This window comes from Nostoc paludosum FACHB-159 (assembly GCF_014698835.1).
In the GTDB taxonomy this organism is placed as follows: Bacteria; Cyanobacteriota; Cyanobacteriia; order Cyanobacteriales; family Nostocaceae; genus Nostoc; species Nostoc paludosum.
This window is the reverse complement of record NZ_JACJTU010000001.1, coordinates 341443-362241: the sequence shown is the minus strand read 5'-3', so window position 1 is coordinate 362241 and position 20799 is coordinate 341443. Positions and strand designations below refer to the sequence as shown.

The window sequence follows — 20799 nt, the reverse complement described above, 5'->3', positions numbered from 1 at the left end:
ATTCTGAATTCTGACTCCTGACTCCTGAATTCTGAATTCTGATATTAATTAAGCAAAGGCAAAAATTGACGAATTAACCCAATTGTGACTGCTGGCAATTCTAACTGCGGTGTTAAACCTACATCTTCCAATTGTTGAAAAAACCGGATTGCTTGGGGATTCATTTCGGCAAGACGGCGACCAATTGCAGGGCCTGTAAATTGCGATTTTTGTCCCCAAATAATAGCCGTGGGAGTGGTCAATTGTTGAATATAAAGGGATAAATCAAAGCACAAATCGCCACGTACAAAAGACAGTGCTGCATACTCAGCATTTGGCTGTTGGGCAGATTCTAAATAAGCATCTACAATTTCTTGGTAGACTCGATTGGACTGAGCAAACTGTCGTTGCTCTAAGAAACTGCGAATACCGCCACTGGTAGCAACTCCAGTACTATATAGCACGCGGTCAATAATAGGAACACTGATTAACTGAGCAAAAAAGCTGCGGGAATAGTCTTCGCCAAAATCGGAAAGTCCGGCGGGAGTAGTGAGAATTAAAGACTTAAATAAATCAGGATGAGCGATCGCCACTCTAATTGTAAAGGCTGCGGTCAAAGATGAGGCGATCGTTTTTACCGGGCCAGTACAAGTCTGCTGCAAAAACTCGCGAATTGTTGTCAAATAATCGTCAATTTTATAACTACGTGCTGGATGCTCAGATCTACCCCAACCGATTAAATCTGGTGCAATAACCCGATATTCAGCAGCAAAAGCCGGATAAACTTTCGACCACTCATAAGCAGAAGATCCACCACCAAAGCCGTGTAGAAAAACCAAAGTTTCTCGGTCATCTTTGAGACTCACATCGTTGTGCCAAGGCGACCCAACATTAGTATAATACACTATCTTACCTAATGAGGTAATTACGGAGCGTTGTTCAAATCCTATTGGCTCAAACATAAATATTTTTCTTCACTTTAATGATTCATTAACACGGATAACACCACAGACGGGGGCATAGGGGGACGCCAAGAGAAGTCCGAACACTGCTTTGACTAATGGTAACTTCGGAACATAAGTAGAACAGCGTAAAAAAATCGAAGTATGTAACCGAAATAGGACTTACGCACACTCTACGAATCCTTGGCGTTCTTCTCTACGAGACGCTGCGCGTTGGCGGAAGCCTCTCGTAGAGAAGGTGGTTCGATAAATAAAGCTTTTTGGCGATTTTTACGTAAGTCCTGCGAAAGAAAAGTTGCCCAAAAAGCTCTTTCCTTCTGCCTTGCCATAACGACAATTTTCAACACCCACCTCACCTACTTACAAGTAATTGTTTGCGTCCTGCGTCTCCCACTCCCCACGTCCTCTTCCTTCTTTGCGTCCCCGAATCTCCCACAGATTTATTATGGGCGAATCAATTACTTTAAGGCTTCTGGCCAGCGTCAGATTAAGCAGATGTAAAACTACTGAAGTAGTTGTAAAGATTTGGTGTTTATTTTTTCATTTTAAAAACGAAACTAACCTTGTAATTACTGTGTTTACATTATTCTACGTAGTAGCAAGTATCACTATAGACATAAATACAGATCAATTGTTTATGGTACTCTATGAAAAAACTGATAAATAATTTTGAGCTTCAGAAATAGCCAAAATGATGGTTTGAATCAGCTATTAGTTTTAGTTCTGCATCTAAAAACAATAGCTTTTGATATATTACTCATCTGATTATTCTCTAGGTAATGGTAAGGCGGAATGTCATGGTAAAGCAGGCTACTCTTCAATCAAATAAAGTACCAAGGATTGAAGACCCTAAATTTGCGCCTGACAATTTTAATATACAAAACCAAATTACAGCTTCATCCCGGCGCGATCGCATCAAGCCACCCATTGACCTTACCAAAGGCAGCATACCTACTTGTATTTGTTTAGACTTTGAAGACTTAAAGTGTTTTGAAGTAGTAGAGCGCCAGTATGAACGCTGGGGAGTAATTTTTCAGAATTCTCTAGCAATACAGCCATCAAATCCAGCATTTCCAAGCTATTCAGGACTGACAGTCTTAATGGGAGCGCCCAAAAGCGGATTTTTAGAAGCTAGTTTCTTGCATCCTGTCAACTCGGTTAGTGCCTTTGTCACAAGTTCGCAGCGGCTAGTGCTTTCGGCTTACGATCGCGATCGGCAACTCCTGGGACAAACCGTACTACCCGGCGCCAATCTCGCCAATTCTGACTCAGCAGTTTCCCCCAATACCTTATTATCCATAACTGCGAATAACATTTACACTGTTACCTTCTGTGCTTTTGACGGTCAATTCGTCCTTGATGACTTTCGTTTTTGTCTCTAAACTAGAAACGTTAAAAACTCAGTAAGAAAATTAAGTTTACTCATCCGAGTCCGGGTATTCTTTTAGAGTATATTGTTCATGGATCTCCCCAAGGGTAGAAACTAGGGTGTGATTTATCATCTCCTAGTATTTTTACCAATTCGGGACGCTCCTTGATTTCTTCGTCTCTAACAAAACTTTTACAATAGGTAATCTCGTATTCAAGTAGGTAAACACCGTGGCACAGGCTTCGTCTTCTTGGCAGCAATTGATCGAGCAGATCCCCAACTGGTCGCTTCCAAAGTTCAAGATAGGAGGAAGCTCAAAACAACAAACTTTTAAACGTTACTCTGGGCCTGGAGGCTTTCTTGGGTTCCTGACGATCACCGTTGCTATGCTCTTGTGGAACTGGAAACTCCTACTAGCTCTGTTAATCGGTGTTGGAGTAATGGTATTAGTTTACTCAATGCAGGAGTGGGACTGGCAATTGCGCTGGTCTAAAATACGGGAGTTTTTAAACAGTCCAAACCGTCGGTTAGTCTTAGCAGTTCTCAGTGGTGGTATTGCTACTGTCAGCACTTACATGGCGGCTGCAATTTGGGTTGAATCTCATAGCCGATGGATTGCGGCTGGCGCCATCGCCCAAGGCGTAGGAACCCTGTTAACTTTAATTTTATTAGTATGGCAACTTGTCAACTTTTATGGAAATCAACAAGAAGACCACCTAGAGCAGTTGTTAGTCAATTTAACAGAAAAAGATCCATTAAAGCGGTTAATTGCCCTGCGTCAACTAACTAAATTGATTGCCCGTAAGCGAGTTGATTCTTCAGTGCAGCAAGATGTAGTCCAATGCTTGCAACTCCTACTGAGTCGTGAGAAGGAAGTTGTCGTTCGAGAAGCAGCTTTTAAGATCCTACAAGCTTGCGATCGCCCACAAGTACTACCACCCAAAACAGCCAAAACCTTCATACCCATATCAGCAAAACTTAAACAGGGCGTTTATTAGTCATTTGTCATTAGTCATTTGTCCTGAGTTAAACAACAAGTCCTTTGTTAATTACCAATGCCCTATGCCCTATGCCCCATGCCCCATAATTATTTTCGAGACAACTTTCCATTGCGAACTTGCACTACTGGATGATTACACCGCCGCACCAATTGTTCATCGTGGGTAGTAACAATCACCGTAGCCCCAAAGGAATTTAACTTTTGGAGAATTTGTATAACTTGCCAGGAATTATCTGGATCGAGATTTCCTGTTGGTTCATCAGCCAGTAGCAGTGGTGGTGTACTGACGATCGCCCTAGCAATACTCACTCGTTGTTGTTCTCCTCCTGAGAGCTGATCTGGAAAGCAGTCAGCTTTACTCAGTAACCCTACCAACTTTAACGTTGGTTCTAAGCGGCGTTGAATTTCTTTCCGGGTATACCCTTGAGCTTGGAGTACAAAAGTTACATTTTCCGCTACTGTTCGCTGGTTAATGAGTTTGTAGTCTTGAAATACAATGCCAATGCGTCGCCGGAATAATGACAAGCGATCGCCCCTTAAAGTTGCTACATTACATTCATCAACAATTACTTCACCCTGTGTAGGTAACTCCTGGCCATACAGCAGTTTCAAAAGCGTTGATTTACCAGAACCACTCGGCCCTGTGATAAACAAAAATTCTCCTTTTTTAACCTCAAGGTTTGCATCCAGCAAGGCATGAGAGCCATTAGCATAGGTCTTGGTTACAGATTGCAATTGCACCTTTGCAGCAGTATTGCTAATGTGCTGTTGAGTTTCACTGTTCTGTTTATCAACGGATTTCTCTGTCTTAACTTCAGTTGTTAATACTGGCATTGTTAAATTCTCCTCATACCCACAACCAAACACTTTGCCAACATAGATTCGACATTCCCCCCAAAATCAGAATTCCCAGGTTTTGCCTGGGAATTTCAAATCCAACAGAGAAATTTAAAATTTGTTAAAGATTTCAGGATTAACTAAGTAAAAACACCCGGAATTCAGAAGCCAGAATTCAGCACTTATAGCAGTTGAAGCATAGTTTAAGACATAAACCCATCGTAAAACCCCAGCCCCAAAAGACTTTCTTTGCTTATTGCCTATTACCTGCGATAATTGCACTCCTAGCAGTCCAGCGATAAACAAAAGCTTTCATCGCAAACTCTGGCAAAGCTAACATCCGCCGCCAACGCCAAGGTTCTTGATACAAACGATATAGCCATTCCAAATTATTATTTCCTAACCAAGCAGGAGCGCGAGTTTTAGTTCCCGACCAAATATCAAAACTGCCACCAACGCCAATCCAAATTGCTTGGGGGCACAAATGACGGTTTTGGGCAATCCATAATTCTTGACGTGGCACTCCTAGACCTACAAAAATCACTTGCGGCTGTAATTGGGCAAGAGTTTGTTGCAATTGTGCTTCTTCTTCTGGAGAGTGGTAACCTGAGTGACTACCTACTACATTCAAATCTGGAATTTGCTGCTGCCAAAACTCTGCTGCTTTTGCAGCTACTCCAGGTGCGGCACCATAAAAAAATATTTTTGCTCCTGTCTTATGTTGTCCAAGTTCTTGCAAAAGCTTTTCTGATAATTCAATTCCTGGGCAACGCTGTACTTTTTGCCATAATAACCAGCGTAAATACAGAACAACCCCAGCCCCATCTGGAATCACTAGTTCAGCATTTTGAATGGCCTGAGCTAGGAGTTCGTTCCGCTCTGCCTGCATAGTCATTTCTGCATTGAGCGTTACCACATGAGTTCCTCTGCCTTGTTGCAAGCATTCTAACAACCAGCCTGGATAGTTAGTCATCACATGAACTGGTATTCCCAATACTGAAAATGCTTTAGGCGATTTAGACATAGTGCCTATTTTTTGATTGATTTTACACCACATTTACTTGAATGTTAAGTTTATCAAATATTTTTATCAAAGAAGAATTTAATAGGAGCCAGTCTGGTTTCTGTCATGAGGGTTTACAGAGCAATAGCTCTGCAACAATAGAAAGCATTGGCTGTGATGGGGAATTGCGGGACAATTAAGGGGACATCAAGTGCCCTTGATTGTCACGACTATGTTCCTTTTCAATGTAGGATTTGAGTTGCCTAAGTGTGAGAACTCTATACGAAGGTGTCTTTAATCTGCACCTCTTAAGACTTTTTAGTAAACTCGACTTTACAGTTAAGGTAGTGTAACGGGCTGAAGTTGGCTATGAGTAAAATTCGTATTGCTCTGATTGAAGATCACGATCTGACTCGCGTAGGTATTCGCACAGCACTACTGCAAAAGGATGAAATTGAAGTTGTAGGGGAAGCTGCTACTGCCGCTGAGGGCTTAAAAATGTTAAAAGTGCTACAACCAGATATTGCCATAGTAGATATTGGTTTACCAGATAAGGATGGCATTGAGTTGACACGGGAGCTAAAATCTACTACTAATAGCGAAGAGTTAAGCACAAAGGTGTTAATTTTGACACTGCGCGATAATCGAGAAGCGGTATTGGCGGCTTTTGCTGCTGGGGCAGACTCCTACTGTATGAAGGATATCAAATTTGATAATTTGCTGGAAGCAGTGCGAGTAACTTACAATGGCAACGCCTGGATCGATCCGGCGATCGCTCGAATTGTATTACAACAAGCGCAACAAAATCCCCAGAAGTCGGAATCGGCTTTTGTAGATACCAAAGCCGTTCTCCCTAATCCAGATTTTGCGGAAAATCTGGAAGGAATTGAACCCTACACCCTGACAGAAAGGGAGTTAGAAGTGTTACAGTTGATTGTCGAAGGTTGTAGCAATGCGGTAATTGCGGAAAGGCTTTACATCACTGTCGGAACTGTTAAAACTCACGTCCGCAATATTTTGAATAAGCTATGTGCCGATGACCGTACCCAGGCAGCAGTCCGCGCCTTGCGTTCTGGGTTAGTGGGATAAAAGTTAAATTCAAGTAGCAGTGAACAGTTATCAAGGTTTCAAACACTGATAACTGATAACTGTTGAGAATGATTAGTTCTAAATTTTCGTTGGTTATCAGGTGGGATAAACATCATACTATCTCGCCACTAAACATAGTTGAAAAATTAAAGTCAAATATGGCTGAGACAGGGGTGGACAAACTCAAGCTCATGGTGGTAGACGATGAGCCAGATAACTTAGATTTACTCTACCGTACTTTTAGGCGAGATTTTCAAGTGTACAAAGCGAATCATGCTTTTGGTGCATTGGAAATCTTGGACAAAGTTGGCGAAATGGCTGTGATTATTTCTGACCAAAGAATGCCAGAAATGAGTGGCAGCGAGTTTTTTAGTCGCACGGTGGAACGGTTTCCGGACACGATTCGGATTTTGTTAACTGGTTTTACTGATGTCGAAGATTTGGTAGATGCGATTAACTCCGGTCAGGTGTTCAAGTACATCACCAAACCCTGGAATCCAGAGCGACTCAGGGCGTTAGTCGAACAAGCTACCGATACATACCGCCTGGTGAAGAAGCGTACCCAAGAGTTACGTCGGGCACTGCGGCGGGAATCTTTGTTTAATGCGGTGACAACGGCAATTCGGGAGTCTTTAGACTACGACAGTATGCTGCAAAAGACTGTAGCAACCATTGGACAAACCTTTGAAGCTACTAGTTGTTTGCTTAGACCAACAGAAGGCGATCGCCTCACACCAGAGGTATTCTCATACTACGATCCTCAATCTGATGTATTGGATTGCGCCTTCGACACTGCTCCTTTAATTGAAAAAGTTCTGCAAACCCGTCATCACGAACTTGCTCAAGAAATATACGACGGTAACCCCTGCCATCATTTGGTTGTGCCACTTAGCTACCAGCAGTACCTCGTGGCTGTGTTGGCTCTCCACCAATGGGGACGCGATCGCCCTTGGGAAGAGGAAGAGATCCAATTGATTGCTGGTGTTGCCGAACAAGCTGCCTTAGCTCTGTCTCAAGCAAAACTCTACCAACGCCTCCAAGAAAAACAACAGCAGATTCACAATGAGTTAGAGGTGGCTCGCCAAATTCAATACAACCTGCTCCGCCAAAGTTTACCTGATATCAAAGGCGTGAAGGTGCAAGCCTGCTGCTACCCCGCACGGGAAGTAGGAGGGGACTTTTTTGAAGTGTTTGTTCATCCCAAAGGCGATTTGTGGTTAGCTGTGGGTGATGTTTCTGGTAAGGGCGTTCCAGCGGCTTTATTTATGGCTAGTGTGATTTCCGTCTTGCGTCGGGAATTATCTCAAGAAGCCCCAGCGCCACCAAATGTGGTCATGCAGAACCTTAACCACGCTCTGAGCGAAGACTTGATTAGCAATAATTATTTCATCACTCTTGTGTTAGCCTGCTACACGCCTAGTACAGGAGAACTCGTTTACACTAATGCTGGTCATATTTATCCACTCTTATGGTCACACAAAGCAGCATCAGCCGACAGTCCCAATTACCTCAAAGTCCGCAGCGTTCCCTTGGGGATATTGCCCAAATGGCAAGGACAGTCTGGTAGCTTGGTTCTCGCTCCTGGGGACACACTGTTACTAACTAGTGATGGCATTACTGAAGCAATGGTATCAAACAATGCATATAATACAGTAAATACCGTGTCTAGCGTTGAGCCATGTAACCGTTCTATGCTGAATCAAGATGGCCTTTGGCAACTCCTACAACAAGAGGAAAAACCGCTTTCTCTTAACCATTTAGTAGCTCGCATCCAGGCAGATAACCACGTCCAAGAAGATGATCAAACTATACTCTCGCTGGAGATTTTGTAAGTAATGAAAAGTGAGCTTCATGTACCAAGTGATTTGAATTTTCTCAATATTGTCGAGAACTGGTTGCTGGGATGTTTGAAAATCCAGCTAGGAGACTCGGTAGATTGGTCGCGCCAATCGAGTCGTTTGAGATTAGCTTTAGTAGAAGCCTACTCAAACGCAGTACGTCACGCCCATCGGGACAAACCAAATTTGCCCATATTACTGCGTTTGGAACTCAAAGACCGAGACCTGGCCCTAGAAGTTTGGGACTACGGCGAAGGCTTTGATATGTCTACATACTATGCTCCTGACCCCGTTGAAAAACAAGAAGGTGGTTATGGTTGGCTGATTATGAATCGTCTCATGGATAAAGTAGACTACAAGTTGCAGATTAATGGCGCTAACTGTCTCAAGTTAGAAGCTACTTTACCCGAATTAGTCAAATGAGTAGGTTTTCAGGCAGAAATAGCTACTTACTATTTTTGAGGGCGTAAAGATAGTAACTCTTGAGGTGAAGCTAAAAGTTTGACTCTAGTATATAAAATTTGCTGTTGTTGGTTGAGGATAAATATCCACAAGACATTTACCCCACACCAAGAGGTTTGGGCCTTACCTGTCACTTGGACTTGGATCGTAGCGTTTTCCAAAGTCTCGCTTATTCCTGTTTTGGGGTAAGCTTTAATGTTTTGAGCTTCTTGTTTTAAGTAAGCTGCGATCGCATCACATCCAACAATATCAGACTCAAGCGGTGGATGCATCACACCATCCTCACCAAATAAGGCCGCAGTTTGATCAAATTCTCCTGCATTTAATGTTTCAAAATAACGCAGTACACTTGTTTCTGTAATTCCTAGAATCTGGAATTCTGATGAAGGCTGTACTGGGGATATTTCAGCAGAGGTCATAAAATTACCTGTATTACGTTAGCTAAATATTTATTTCATTACAAAAATCGTTAAAAAAAAAGCCACTATTGAGATAGATTGGCACACATGTATAAATCTTTCTGACGATGGATCTATTGACTGTTGACGGTTAACAGTCAAGAATTTTGAATTCTCCTGTCTGAAGGTAAAATGAGTAACAAATGTTTATCAAAAAAATTACTAGATTAATGTATAATAATCATGCCTGTAGTTAGGCAAATTCAGATATAAAACAATGAATCAATGTTCCGTAACCAGCAGCAGTGTAGTGAAAGAAAAAGCCAGCGAGTTAGGCTTTCATAAAATTGGGATTGCTGCTGTGGACAGGGTGGATGTTACAGAAGCACAGAGATTGAAAGCATGGCTAGCGCTGGGTTATCACGCCGATATGGAATGGATGAGTAACCAAAAGCGTCAGGATATTCGGTTAGTGATGCCAGAAGTGCGATCGCTTGTTTGTGTAGCCCTCAATTATTACACACCACATCAACGTCCCCAGGGCGAAGAATATGGCAAAATTTCTCGTTATGGCTGGGGAAGAGATTATCACAAGGTAATGCATAAAAAACTCAAGCAGCTAGCTACCTGGCTAGAATCGCTTGATGAAAGCGTGCGAGCGATTTATTATGCAGACACCGGGCCAGTGCAAGATAAAGTCTGGGCACAAAAAGCGGGAATTGGTTGGATTGCGAAAAATGGTAATGTGATTACACGCGAGTATGGTTCTTGGGTGTTTTTGGGAGAAGTATTGACCAATTTGGAACTAGAAAGCGATCGCCCCCATACAGAACACTGCGGTAGCTGTACTCGTTGTCTTGAAGCTTGTCCTACCGGTGCAATTACTCAGCCTTTTGTAGTGGATGCGAATCGCTGCATTGCTTATCATACAATTGAAAATCGGGCAGAAGAATTGCCACAAACACTTACACCTTATTTGCAAGGTTGGGTTGCTGGTTGTGATATCTGCCAAGATGTTTGTCCTTGGAATCAACGTTTTGCTAAGACAACTGATATCACAGAGTTTGCGCCTTATCCTCAGAATCTTGCTCCCCAACTGCTAGAATTAGCCCAAATCTCAGATGGAGAGTGGGACAAACGATTTCCAGCATCCGCCTTACGACGGATTAAGCCAGAAATGTTACGACGCAACGCTCAAGCTAATCTTGACGCATTTAGGCGAAAGATGACCCAAAAAGTAATTATTTTCGATTTTGATGGCACAATTGCAGATACAGTAGATGCCCTTGTTAGTATTGCTAATCGTCTAGCTGTAGACTTTGGTTATATCCAAATCACTCCAGACCAATTAGCTCTACTCAAAAACTTAACATCTAGGGAAATCATTAAGTACTCTGGAGTTTCGCTGTTCAAGATACCTTTTTTAGTGAAAAAAGTTAAAGGCGAATTAAAAAACAAAATCCCAGAATTAAAGCCCATTCCGGGAATTAAAGAAGCATTAATACAACTCCAAGCTCAAGGATATAAACTAGGAATTATTACTTCTAATTCCAAAGAAAATGTGACGGAATTTCTCAAAATCAATGATTTAAATTATTTATTTGATTTTATATATTCAGGAATTACAATTTTTGGTAAAACAACCATTATTAATAATGTATTGAAGCAAAAACAGCTTAAGCCTCAAGATGTAATTTATGTCGGAGATGAAACCAGAGATATAGAAGCATCAAAAAAAGCAAATATCCAAGTAATTGCAGTGACTTGGGGCTTTAATTCCCCGGAAGTACTAGCTAAGCAAAATCCAGATTATTTGATTCATAGACCTAGTGAATTACTAGAAGTCATGAAGTGAGAATTCAGTTATTTGAGCTAGATTTAGCTCCCCGACTTATTGAATAAGTCGGGGAACTGCGGTTGAAAGAACTTATTTTTTAGGTTGACCTTTTTCTAAAGCTTTTTCTACTAAATCGTCATCAATGCTAGCTACGCCCTCAGTTTTGGAATTTCCAACTTCCTTAGCCAAGTCTGTATAATCATCAGGATTACCAGTTGACTGGCTTTGTGTTGTTGTTTCTTTTGCTTGAGGAACTTTTTGTTGAGGAGCGGTTGCGGCTTCGGCTGCTGCTGCGCCTTGACCTGTGCGGTCAATTTCACTAACACTGAATTGTTGTGCAGCTGCATAATCAGCATCAAAATCTACTGTTGGCGCTTTTTCTTCACCACTAGCTATGTTTTCGGCAGCTAATTGAGCATCATGGGTGGGAGCTTGATTAACATTGGGTTTTATTTCATCTGGCATAATTAAAACCTTAGGTAAATTTTTATTACTGGGGCAATCATAGCAAAGCAATCCGCTACTTTATTACTTTCTAGCGAAAGATTTTTACCTCTATTAAAAGGTAGATTAATGTTGCATTTGATAATTAATTTAACTCTTTCTCTTGATAGTAGAATCTGATTCTCAAACTTTGGTAACTCTTAGTTTGGCCTGTTAATTAAATTCTGTTGGAGAAAAGTTATGACTACAAGTTACGATAAAAATATTTCTCAAGCTCGAAGCAATGAAAGTCAAAAAGTGGTAGATGCCTTTAATGCTTTAGATACCGATGCCAAATTAGCTTGGTTCTATTTAGTTTATAAAAAAATGGGTGATTCTGTTACTCCAGCTGCTCCAGCTGCTACCGATCCAGAATTAGCACCACTTCTGTTAGGAAAGTATTTTGATTTATCAGATGACGAGCAATTGGAAATTATGCGGGATATCGTTAACCGCAAGGATACAGAATATTCCCGTGCTTATGGGGCGATTAAAGAAAACAATCAGTTGTTAGTTTGGTATGCTTGGGCAGTAGCTATGGGGGATAAAGTGGTTGATTTGCCAGATACTTATCAGCCAAGTCAGGCGATTAATGATTTGCTTTCCCAAACTGAAGGACTAGATTTTGATGAGCAAATTTCGGTGTTCCGGACAATAGCTGGCGAATTGGGTTACACCGATATTAAACCAATTGAGACACAAGCACAAACTGGTAAAACGCCGAGTTTGTAACCAAACTAAATCCATATCTATAACCTGTCTTTGCTCTAATGGTAAGTCATGCGCTTACCTATGCAGACTTTAGAAAATGGGGTATTTAAATCAACTTTAGTGTCAGTAAAAGCTAATGGCTAATAGCTAATAACTGTTAATATTTAGCTATTAGCCCTCTGCTAATAATGTGTTTCGCAACCATTTACCGATTGTCTGCTCCATACAGGTTTCTGTTTCGGTAAAGCCAAGTTTTTTATAAAATTGGATAGAATCATCTGTAACTAAACAGACATGCTGACCTTGCAATTTGCCTAATAGGATTCGCATCATTGTGCTAGCAATTCCTTGGTGACGATAAGGCGTAAATGTCCAAACATCGACTATGTAAGCGTTACAAATACCATCGGATAGGACACGAGTAGTGCCAATAATACGATCGCCTGCATAAGCAATACAAGTAGCATAACTATTAGTAAAGGATGCTCTGAGTTGTTCAGGACTTCTACCGTTGTCGAATTTATCTTGACTAAGTGTAGCTTTCATCTCCTCCCAATCAACATTTTCGAGATCCTGTTTATATGTCACCATTGCAGTACAGAAGTTGATTTATGATACAGCCAACTGGTTTAAGTCAGATGGAGTCAAATTTGAGTGTACTACTTGACCGTCACGGAACCAGACGATGCGCTGGGTTTGACGTGCTACTTCTGGTTCGTGGGTTACCATGACAACGGTGATTCCGCTAGCATTGAGTTCGCCAAAGATGTGTAAAACTTCTTGGGTTGTGCGCGAATCAAGTGCGCCGGTGGGTTCATCGGCTAGGAGTACTACGGGACGGTTGACAATGGCGCGGGCGATCGCTACTCTTTGTTGTTGTCCCCCTGATAGTTGAGTTGGTTTGTTGTTGAGGCGATTTGCTAAACCAACTCGTGTCAGTGCAACGATTGCGCGATCGCTTCTTTCTTTGGGATTTACATTAGCATACACCATTGGCAGCATCACATTTTCCAATGCTGTGAGTTGAGGCAATAAGTGGAATTGTTGGAACACAAACCCCAGCTTTTTGTTACGGATGTGTGCCAAGGATTTATCGTCCATTTGCGCCACATCAATATTATCTAAGTAATAATGCCCGCCTGTGGGTCGGTCTAGACAGCCGATAATATTCATGGCTGTGGATTTACCCGAACCAGAAGGCCCCATAATTGAACAATATTCGCCCTCGTGGATAATCAAATTCACATCGTTGAGTGCTTTGACTTCGGTTTCACCACTGCCATAGACTTTATATATATTTTCTAAACGAATGATTGTTGATTTCGGTACAGGATTTGGTACTAGAGAATCCGTAATTGAAATAGTCTTTGCCATAAGAATTTTATTTATTAATTGTAGACGCGATTTATCACGTCTTTGGCTGGATAAAGACGCGATTCATCGCGTCTCTACAAGGTTTCCGTTCTATCATTTTTCTATTTACTTCTTATCTCTAGGATAATACTGGCGCTTAGTTATCAGCCAACCTATGCCAATAAAAAATCATGTGGCTAAAACACTCAAGAATAAAGATGCGTAAAAGGGATGGGGTGGGTTGTCAAGAGAGATTGTGGCTAAGGGTTGGTTGATGTTGTCGATGTGCTGGACGATGACGCCGGAGATAATTGCCTTGCCGCCAAAGCCGATGCGTCATATTTGGATTGTGTGTTCTAGGGAGCGATCGCGTTCTGTTTGTTCTATTTCTACTATGCCACGAATTGAGTCTATTGCTTTACTTATTAACTCCAAACCGTGACGAAAATATCCTAAATAGGCGTTGATTTGTTGTTGAAAGAAAGGACTATTTTTTTGGCTGGAGTTTTCTAAAAAACTGATATTTTCTTACATCCCTACACCCATGTTTATTCAGAGATTTTTCAATCACCCAGCCTTTAAAGTCTGACGCACTTTTTCAACAACTTGAGTAAGTGCCCCAGGTTCAAACGGAGTTAGGAGATTTGCCGATCGCACTAATTCTCGAAAGGACGCGGAACCCCCGCGTTCGCATAACGCAATGTACTCCGCCAACGCTTGCGAATAATCTTCTTGGGCTTTGGCCCAAAACTGCAACGCACAACACCCCGCCAAGGTGTAATCAATGTAGTAGAACGGTGAACAATAGATGTGCTGTTTGTCTTGCCAGAGTCCGCCTTTGTTGAGGTAGTTCAAATCTCCATATTGACGCCAAGGCAGATAACGAGCTTCCATTTGTTGCCACATTTGATGTCGTTCTTGTGGGGTTGCTTCTGGGTTCGCATAGACCAAATGCTGAAAATGATCGACTGCCACGCCATAAGGCAGAAACAGAATCGTCCCGGCTAGATGCTGAGAGCGAAATCGATCGGCTCGATCGCCGAAAAACTTTTCCATCTGCGGGCCGGTGAGAAACTCTAGGCTCATAGAGTGAATTTCACACGATTCTTGGGTGGGCCACAGGTAATCAAAAACTGGCAAATGGCGACTTTGCCACATTTGGAAGGCGTGACCAATCTCGTGAACAAACACTTGCACGTCGTTTTTTGTACCATTGAAATTTGCGAACACGTAGGGAACGTCATAGGTTGCGAAGCTTGTACAGAATCCGCCTCCTGCCTTTCTAGGACGATTTTCTAAATCCAGTAAATGCCGCTCAACCATCATGCCGAAAAAGTCACCCAACGATGGATTCATGGCATCAAACATTTCTTGCGCCCGTTCCAGCATCCAGTCACGATCGCCAATTGGAGCTGGACTTCCTTGAAGATCAAAGACGGACTCATCCCAGAAATACACAGTGTCTATGTTGAGCCGTTTCGCCTGTTGCTGAATTAGCTCGATCGCTAAGGGCACGACCTCCTGAACGACTTGATCTCGATAGCGTTCGACATCGGTTCGATCGTAATCCACCCGTCGCATTCGGCGATATCCTAGCGCAATGTAGTTTTCCAAACCCAATTTTTTTGCCATGCGATCGCGCAGTTTCACCAACTGATCAAACAGTTGATCGAAGCGGTCTTGATTCTGCTCAAAAAACTGCCAGCGACACTGTTCTGCCTGGTGGCGAATATCTCGATTTTTACTTTGCAGATAGGGTTGCAAACCCGATAAATTCACCTGCTCACCCTGGAAGGCTAGCTTTGCTGAGGCGATCAGTTCGGTGTATTCATTGGTGAGTTTAGATTCTTCGACTAAATCTGCTGCGATTGCTCTTTCAAAAACCGTGATGTCTGCTTCCCACAACAAAAAAGCTTGCCTTCCCAAACTTTGTTCTAGCTCAGCGCGATTGGGGCTGTGGATAAGTTGCCGTTTTAGGTCTACTTCAAGGGCAGTCAGAGAAGGCAAAAGTTCGCTGCAATAGTCCAAGGCAGCTTTGTACTCTGGGTTTTGCGTGTCTTGGTGAAAGTGCAGTTGCGTAAGTTCTGTCCACGTACTAAGTCTGCGTCGCAAAGCATCCCACTGCTGAAAAACAGCTTTTCGTTGCTCAGAGGTTTGAGCCTGGTTAAACTGCCTCTGAATGGCTTGGTATTCGGCAGTCACGGTTAAAAGCGTTGGAGTTTCCGCTATAATGTCGGCAAAATCTATTGGAGTTTGCATCAATCATTCCCCTCAGCGATCGGGCGATTTCTTGAAAGTTTTTATTTGGAGAAATCGCCAACTTTTACAGTCAGTATACCGAAAACTTTTGGGATGGCTAGTGCGATCGCAATTATAGATAACATCTTGCCTGAAAGTGATTTGCCTAGTATCTAATAGCTAAAACCTCTGGCGATCGCCTCTTGTGTAAGATACACTAAGCACCTGCGTCAAGGTTATGAAAAAACCGACTTTCAGTGTGTGGCGGTGCGTTATGGCTTCAGCCTAACGCACCCCACTTCTAAGCGCTTCTTAATGCAACGATGGGGTCGAGTTTAGCGGCGCGACGTGCAGGGACGACGCCAAAGAATAAACCAATACCACCGGAAACACCCACAGCAGTTGCGATCGCCACCGTAGAAATCCCTGCCTCTAATGGTGTGAAAGCTGACACTAACAGAATACCACTGACACCGACGGCAGTGCCAATTAAACCACCAGCGGCAGATACTATTACTGCTTCAATGATGAACTGTAGCAAAATATCTTGCTCTGTTGCCCCGATCGCTTTTCTCAATCCAATTTCTTGGGTGCGTTCGGTGACGGAAACTAGCATAATATTCATGATACCAATGCCGCCAACAAACAGCGATATGGCTGCGATCGCTGCCAACATAATTGTCAATGCACTTGTAATTTGACCAACGGTTTGCAAAGCATCTTTTTGGGTGCGAATCGTAAAGTCATCTTCACCATTAATTTTGTGTCGCAGACGCAGCAAATTTGTAATTTGAAACTCTGCTGCATCGACACTATCACCATCGCGAGCCGCCGCAACGAGGTAATCTAAGGCGATACCATAGGGAGAATTCTTTCCCACAAGGCGGTTTGCAGAGGTGGTAATCGGTATTAAAGCAGCTTCATCATAATCTGCTCCCACGCTAGAACCTTTGGCTACTAATGTGCCAATTACTTGAAAGCTGGTATTGCCAATTCGCAATTGCTGACCGGTGGGATTACTATTACCAAATAGTTTTTCTGCTAAGTCTCCACCTAATACAACAACTTGATTACTTCGCTTAATATCTACTTCGCTGAAAAACCTGCCTTTATCAGTTTCAAAATCCCGTACTGATAAAAAACTGGGAGTCGTGCCAATAATATTAACGTCAGTATTTCGATTACGATAAGTTACCACTTGTCTTCTATTTAACTCTGGCGCAACTCCTACGACTGATGGTACCTGAGAGGCGATCGCCTCAGCATCTTGCAACACTAAATTTTTCGGCACTTCAAAGGAAATGCGTTGAGTTTCTTGATTTCCTGGCAATACAAACAACACATTTGGCCCTAGTGACTCCAGCTGTTTATTCACAAACTTTTGCCCACCTTCGCCAATACCAATCATGGCAATCACTGAAGCATTACCAATAACTATACCCAGCATCGTGAGGGCACTACGCAGCTTATTTGATAACAGGGTTTTCCCCGCCATTTGCACACTTTCTAAAAAATTCATGTCTTGTGAATTATGAATTATGAATTATTTTGTTCTTTAGCTTTTTCTATTTTGTAATCGTTTGGTGGGTTCACAAAAATGCGATCGCCTTCTTTAACTCCTCCTAAAATCTGCGTTTGGTCTTTGATTTGTGCGCCAACTGTGACTTCGCGGAATTGGGGTTTATTGTCTGCATCTGGTACAAGTACGCCAGTTCTACCTTTTTCGGTGACGATGGAAACTGTTGGTAATACTAAGGCATTATTCACGCGATCGCCTAAAAAAGTTAGATCCACATTTAAGCCAGAACGCAGTTTATCTAAGCCAGTATCCAAAGCAACCCGCACCTGGAAGGATGTCACACCTTGTTCTACCACGGCTTCGGGAGCAATCAAGCGCACGTGTCCTTTAAAAACTTGGTCTGGATAAGCATCGGCGACAATTTCCACTTGCTGTCCTGGTTTGATTCTGCCAATATCGGCTTCGGGAACTTGAGCTAATATTTCTAAACCCCGTGCTACGGCGACAATTGAACTAGAAGTTGCTGAAGCACTGGTAGAAGCAGAAGTTGTGGGGGTGACAAAAGCACCTACGTTCGCATACTTTTGGGTGACAATTCCCGAAAAGGGAGCGCGAATAATTGTATCTTCCAACTGCACTTGTACGCCTTTCAACTGAGCCTCGGCGGATGCGACACCTGCTTGGCGTCCAGCAATTTCCTCAGAACGAGTGCCATCTTCCAACAGTGTTAATGCTGCGCGTGCTTCATTTACTGCTGCTTGACGTTGGGCGATTTCTTCACTGCGAGAACCGCTTTGGACTAACGACAATCGTTTTTTCGCTTCTTCTAAATTGGCTCTGGCGCTTTTGTCTTCGCTGATGGCTTGATCGAGTAATTGTTTTTTCTCTGCACCTTCTTTATATAGATATTGATAACGCTTTACTTGTTCGGCAGTGTAATTCACTCTTGCCTGAGCCGCATCTACTTGGGCTTGCGCTTGGGCAATTTCTTGGGGACGATTACCTACACGAGCTTGGGTTAGCTGGGCTTGGGCTTGGGCTAATCGCGCCCTTGCTTGGGCAATTTCTTGAGGACGGCTACCAGCAAGCGCTTCGGCTAACTGTGCCTGACTTTGCGCTAGGTTAGCAAGATATTGACTTTTTTGTGCTTCAATGCCTGCGCTATCCATGCGGGCGAGAATTTGCCCTTTTTGAATGCGATCGCCTTGTTCCACGTACAATTGCGACAGCACACCAGGATTCTTGGGACTAATATTCACGCTCTCGACTGGCACGACTTTACCACTAGCCGTTATCCGCAACGTGACGTTTTGTGCTGATACTGGGACAGTTAGGCGATCGATGTCTTCTTGGTTTGTGCCTTGATTTATCAGAGTAAAGTTTGCAACTGTACCCACAACCAAAGCCCCCCCCGCCATCAGCCCAATGAACCAGCGTAATGGATACTTAACTTTGCCAATAACTGGAATTTCTATGTTCGTAGCCATACAATAAAACCCTGTGATGATTGCTGTGTGGGAGTAGCCTTTAGTTAGAGGACAATGCAGAATCAGGAGTTGTTAAAGGTTTGCTATGAAATCTCGATCGATTTACCAACAACCAGACGCATAATTAGCTTCATGGTTGCTTAATGTTACTTCATATTAGGCATTGGTATATCTGTATGCCTTCACCTGAATGGATGACTTTTGCCACTAATATCACTGGGTGGCATCAAAAATGCTACGGCATTTCTCATTTGCTTGATGTACAAAGACGTAGCAGTAGAGACGTAGCAGTGCTACGTCTCTACAATTAATTTTCACTTTTTCTTTATCTAAAGCCACAAAACAGGGTTAAACACATCCAACTCGCACCGCCCTAGTAGCAGCTTCCGTGCGGTTGGTTGCTCCTAACTTATTTAGTACCTGACTGACATGATGTCTAATGGTAGAAGGACTCAATTTCATTCGTTGAGCGATCTCTTCATTACTCAATCCTAAAGCCAAGAGTGTTAAGACCTCTGCCTGTCGCCTACTCAGTTTATATGCAGGAGGGGATGATGGTTGAGTCGGTTGCAGCAACGCCTGAATTACCTCTGCTGACAAAATAGATCGACCAATGGCAGCACAACGTATGGCATTCGCTAACTCATCAATTGAGACACCCTTGAGCAAGTAGCCAATGGCTCCCGCTTGCATTGCTTTCTGTACCAAGCCCTTGTCTAGAAAACTGGTCAATATTAAAACCTGAATTTTTGGATATTTTTTGCGGATAACTTTTGTTACTTCCGCCCCATTCATCCCCATCATCAAATCCATCAGCACTACATCTGGTTGCAAGTTTTCGCAAAGACGTAGCGCTTCATCTCCATTACCCGCTTCCCCTACTAATTCAATGTCATCAAACGCCAGCAAGAGAAATTTAATACCCCCCCGCAAGATTTGATGATCGTCAACAGTTATGACCCGAATTGGTTTGACTAATTTATTTGTTTCCATATTTAAATTCGGGTTGTTAATACTATTTTTTAAATCATTGATATTATTTTTTATTATTTCATAGTTAATTTTTTAGCTAAAATTCTTAATCTTTAATTTTTATTTTCCTAGCAAATAAGGCTAAGCCAAAACGCACCATACATCTACTAACTGCTTTGATTTGCACCTTTGTTGTATCGACTTGCAACTTTGATGTTTTGATTTATAACTTTGTTGTATCGACTTACAACTTTGATGCTTTGATTTGCACCTTTGTTGTATCGACTTGCAACTTTGATGTTTTGATTTATAACTTTGTTGCATTGACTTGCAACTTTGATGCTTTGATTTGCACCTTTGTTGTATTACAGTCAACTTAACTAAGAAAGGCAGTCCCGATGAAAATTTTTTCATCGTCATGCATGTAAATATATAGTTCTTCCCTGTTGCCTGTTGCCTGCTCCCTGTTGCCTGTTGCCTATTGCCTGTTGCCTATTGCCTATTGCCTGTTGCCTGCTCCCTGTTGCCTGTTGCCTATTGCCTGTTGCCTGTTGCCTGCTCCCTGTTGCCTGTTGCCTATTGCCTGTTGCCTGTTGCCTGTTGCCTTTTAACTTACTGATAGCTTTAGAGTGGTAATGGGTACATTAAATACATAACTGACAACAGTATGGTAATATGACTACCCAAAATACAACACGCCGTTTGCGCCCTCAATTAATTAGTGAAGATGTAAGTTCATGGCACGGTTTACAAACCATCAGTAGCTATGAAACTAACCGTGCTGATGCCTCTGCTGCCAAATTACAGCAAGCTTATCAAGCTATGTTAGCCCAGCAACAAGCTGAAACCGAAAAACAAACTTTATACCGTGCTGCGGCTGATGCTGCACGACTAGCAGAATGGGAATTTCACAATGCGGTATTAGCAATGAAAGAAGTTGTGCGCGGACAATATGGATTAAATAGCGATCAAGCTCAAGCAGTAGGATTGAAGAAAAAATCGGAGTATAAGCGTCCTAACCGCAAAAAGCTAGTTGCATCATGAGTTAAGTATAATTAACGCATTTTAACTGAGCGATCGCACTTGATATTACTTGTGCGATCGCTTTTTTGCATAGATAAGAACCTTGCAAAACTCTCTATCACTTGTCATCGTCAGCAAAATTTTAACACCGCCAATAAGTATAAGTAACAGTTATATAGGACAAAGATCCTAGTCAAAACTAGGATCTTTGTTCGATGCGGTAATTAAGGCGATCGCTA

General features: G+C 42.4%; 22 protein-coding genes and 1 pseudogene. 11 read left to right on the top strand and 12 right to left on the bottom strand.

Features of this window, described 5'->3' with window-relative positions; all coding sequences use genetic code 11:
* Positions 1–44 precede the first annotated feature (44 nt).
* Both H6H03_RS01530 and H6H03_RS01525 read right to left on the bottom strand, forming a co-directional pair.
* Positions 45–941, bottom strand: coding sequence for an alpha/beta fold hydrolase (locus H6H03_RS01530; RefSeq protein ID WP_190953312.1), 897 nt, complete (start codon positions 939–941; stop codon positions 45–47).
* Between the two features lie 173 nt (positions 942–1114).
* Positions 1115–1270 (bottom strand): hypothetical protein, encoded by a 156-nt coding sequence (locus H6H03_RS01525; RefSeq protein WP_190953311.1) that lies wholly within the window; start codon positions 1268–1270, stop codon positions 1115–1117.
* 468 nt (positions 1271–1738) lie between these two features.
* On the opposite strand from H6H03_RS01525, the gene H6H03_RS01520 reads away from it, so the two are divergent.
* Together H6H03_RS01520 and H6H03_RS01515 are read left to right on the top strand one after the other, a co-directional pair.
* Positions 1739–2323 (top strand): hypothetical protein, encoded by a 585-nt coding sequence (locus tag H6H03_RS01520; protein WP_190953310.1) that lies wholly within the window; start codon positions 1739–1741, stop codon positions 2321–2323.
* Positions 2324–2540: 217 nt separating this feature from the next.
* Positions 2541–3308, top strand: a complete 768-nt coding sequence (locus H6H03_RS01515; RefSeq protein ID WP_190953309.1) for an armadillo-type fold-containing protein — start codon at positions 2541–2543, stop codon at positions 3306–3308.
* A gap of 89 nt (positions 3309–3397) precedes the next feature.
* Here H6H03_RS01515 and ftsE read toward each other — a convergent pair whose 3' ends face one another.
* Complete coding sequence (ftsE, locus tag H6H03_RS01510; RefSeq protein ID WP_190953308.1) at positions 3398–4144, bottom strand: cell division ATP-binding protein FtsE; 747 nt, start codon at positions 4142–4144, stop codon at positions 3398–3400.
* Positions 4145–4400: 256 nt separating this feature from the next.
* Positions 4401–5171 carry a WecB/TagA/CpsF family glycosyltransferase gene (locus H6H03_RS01505; RefSeq protein ID WP_190953307.1) on the bottom strand — a complete coding sequence of 257 codons (771 nt, stop codon included), beginning with the start codon at positions 5169–5171 and terminating at the stop codon, positions 4401–4403.
* A gap of 348 nt (positions 5172–5519) precedes the next feature.
* On the opposite strand from H6H03_RS01505, the gene H6H03_RS01500 reads away from it, so the two are divergent.
* The 3 genes from H6H03_RS01500 to H6H03_RS01490 all read left to right on the top strand — a co-directional run bounded on the left by H6H03_RS01500 (position 5520) and on the right by H6H03_RS01490 (position 8500).
* Positions 5520–6239, top strand: a complete 720-nt coding sequence (locus H6H03_RS01500) for a response regulator transcription factor (protein ID WP_190953306.1) — start codon at positions 5520–5522, stop codon at positions 6237–6239.
* A gap of 158 nt (positions 6240–6397) precedes the next feature.
* Positions 6398–8071: a SpoIIE family protein phosphatase gene (locus tag H6H03_RS01495; RefSeq protein WP_190953305.1), complete on the top strand. Its 1674-nt coding sequence runs from the start codon at positions 6398–6400 to the stop codon at positions 8069–8071.
* 3 nt (positions 8072–8074) lie between these two features.
* A complete protein-coding gene (locus H6H03_RS01490; protein ID WP_099070959.1) occupies positions 8075–8500 on the top strand; it encodes an ATP-binding protein in 426 nt (141 codons plus the stop codon).
* Between the two features lie 29 nt (positions 8501–8529).
* On the opposite strand, the gene H6H03_RS01485 is transcribed toward H6H03_RS01490, so the two are convergent.
* On the bottom strand, positions 8530–8958 hold the full coding sequence (locus tag H6H03_RS01485) for a nuclear transport factor 2 family protein (protein ID WP_190953304.1): 429 nt from the start codon (positions 8956–8958) through the stop codon (positions 8530–8532).
* A 256-nt stretch (positions 8959–9214) separates the two neighbouring features.
* Here H6H03_RS01485 and queG point away from each other — a divergent pair.
* A pseudogene (gene queG / locus H6H03_RS40040) lies at positions 9215–10194 on the top strand (tRNA epoxyqueuosine(34) reductase QueG).
* Entirely contained in the window at positions 10163–10792 is a 630-nt protein-coding gene (locus tag H6H03_RS40035) for an HAD-IA family hydrolase (RefSeq protein WP_242057701.1), read from the top strand. The pseudogene queG and the gene H6H03_RS40035 overlap by 32 nt, the downstream one beginning before the upstream one ends.
* Positions 10793–10864: 72 nt before the next feature.
* Here H6H03_RS40035 and H6H03_RS01475 read toward each other — a convergent pair whose 3' ends face one another.
* Positions 10865–11239 (bottom strand): hypothetical protein, encoded by a 375-nt coding sequence (locus H6H03_RS01475; protein WP_190953302.1) that lies wholly within the window; start codon positions 11237–11239, stop codon positions 10865–10867.
* A gap of 219 nt (positions 11240–11458) precedes the next feature.
* Between H6H03_RS01475 and H6H03_RS01470 the strand changes: the two genes are divergently transcribed.
* A complete protein-coding gene (locus H6H03_RS01470) occupies positions 11459–11989 on the top strand; it encodes an orange carotenoid protein N-terminal domain-containing protein (RefSeq protein ID WP_190953301.1) in 531 nt (176 codons plus the stop codon).
* Positions 11990–12139: 150 nt separating this feature from the next.
* Here H6H03_RS01470 and H6H03_RS01465 read toward each other — a convergent pair whose 3' ends face one another.
* Together H6H03_RS01465 and H6H03_RS01460 are read right to left on the bottom strand one after the other, a co-directional pair.
* Positions 12140–12514 (bottom strand): GNAT family N-acetyltransferase, encoded by a 375-nt coding sequence (locus H6H03_RS01465; protein WP_242057691.1) that lies wholly within the window; start codon positions 12512–12514, stop codon positions 12140–12142.
* Between the two features lie 63 nt (positions 12515–12577).
* Positions 12578–13342, bottom strand: coding sequence for an ABC transporter ATP-binding protein (locus H6H03_RS01460; protein ID WP_199338645.1), 765 nt, complete (start codon positions 13340–13342; stop codon positions 12578–12580).
* 235 nt (positions 13343–13577) lie between these two features.
* Between H6H03_RS01460 and H6H03_RS01455 the strand changes: the two genes are divergently transcribed.
* A complete protein-coding gene (locus tag H6H03_RS01455; RefSeq protein WP_190953299.1) occupies positions 13578–13763 on the top strand; it encodes a hypothetical protein in 186 nt (61 codons plus the stop codon).
* A gap of 125 nt (positions 13764–13888) precedes the next feature.
* Here H6H03_RS01455 and H6H03_RS01450 read toward each other — a convergent pair whose 3' ends face one another.
* The 3 genes from H6H03_RS01450 to H6H03_RS01440 all read right to left on the bottom strand — a co-directional run bounded on the left by H6H03_RS01450 (position 13889) and on the right by H6H03_RS01440 (position 18565).
* On the bottom strand, positions 13889–15580 hold the full coding sequence (locus H6H03_RS01450) for a M3 family oligoendopeptidase (RefSeq protein ID WP_190953298.1): 1692 nt from the start codon (positions 15578–15580) through the stop codon (positions 13889–13891).
* Between the two features lie 280 nt (positions 15581–15860).
* Positions 15861–17078: an ABC transporter permease gene (locus tag H6H03_RS01445; RefSeq protein WP_190953297.1), complete on the bottom strand. Its 1218-nt coding sequence runs from the start codon at positions 17076–17078 to the stop codon at positions 15861–15863.
* Positions 17079–17095: 17 nt separating this feature from the next.
* Positions 17096–18565 carry an efflux RND transporter periplasmic adaptor subunit gene (locus H6H03_RS01440; protein ID WP_190953296.1) on the bottom strand — a complete coding sequence of 490 codons (1470 nt, stop codon included), beginning with the start codon at positions 18563–18565 and terminating at the stop codon, positions 17096–17098.
* Between the two features lie 176 nt (positions 18566–18741).
* Between H6H03_RS01440 and H6H03_RS41100 the strand changes: the two genes are divergently transcribed.
* Entirely contained in the window at positions 18742–18876 is a 135-nt protein-coding gene (locus H6H03_RS41100) for a hypothetical protein (RefSeq protein WP_277926118.1), read from the top strand.
* Between the two features lie 37 nt (positions 18877–18913).
* Here the strand turns inward: H6H03_RS41100 and H6H03_RS01435 are convergent, their stop codons facing one another.
* Entirely contained in the window at positions 18914–19558 is a 645-nt protein-coding gene (locus H6H03_RS01435) for a response regulator (protein WP_199338643.1), read from the bottom strand.
* Positions 19559–20212: 654 nt separating this feature from the next.
* On the opposite strand from H6H03_RS01435, the gene H6H03_RS01430 reads away from it, so the two are divergent.
* The gene (locus H6H03_RS01430; protein WP_190953295.1) at positions 20213–20581 is read left to right on the top strand and encodes a hypothetical protein; all 369 of its coding nucleotides are present in this window, start codon (positions 20213–20215) and stop codon (positions 20579–20581) included.
* Positions 20582–20799 lie beyond the last annotated feature (218 nt).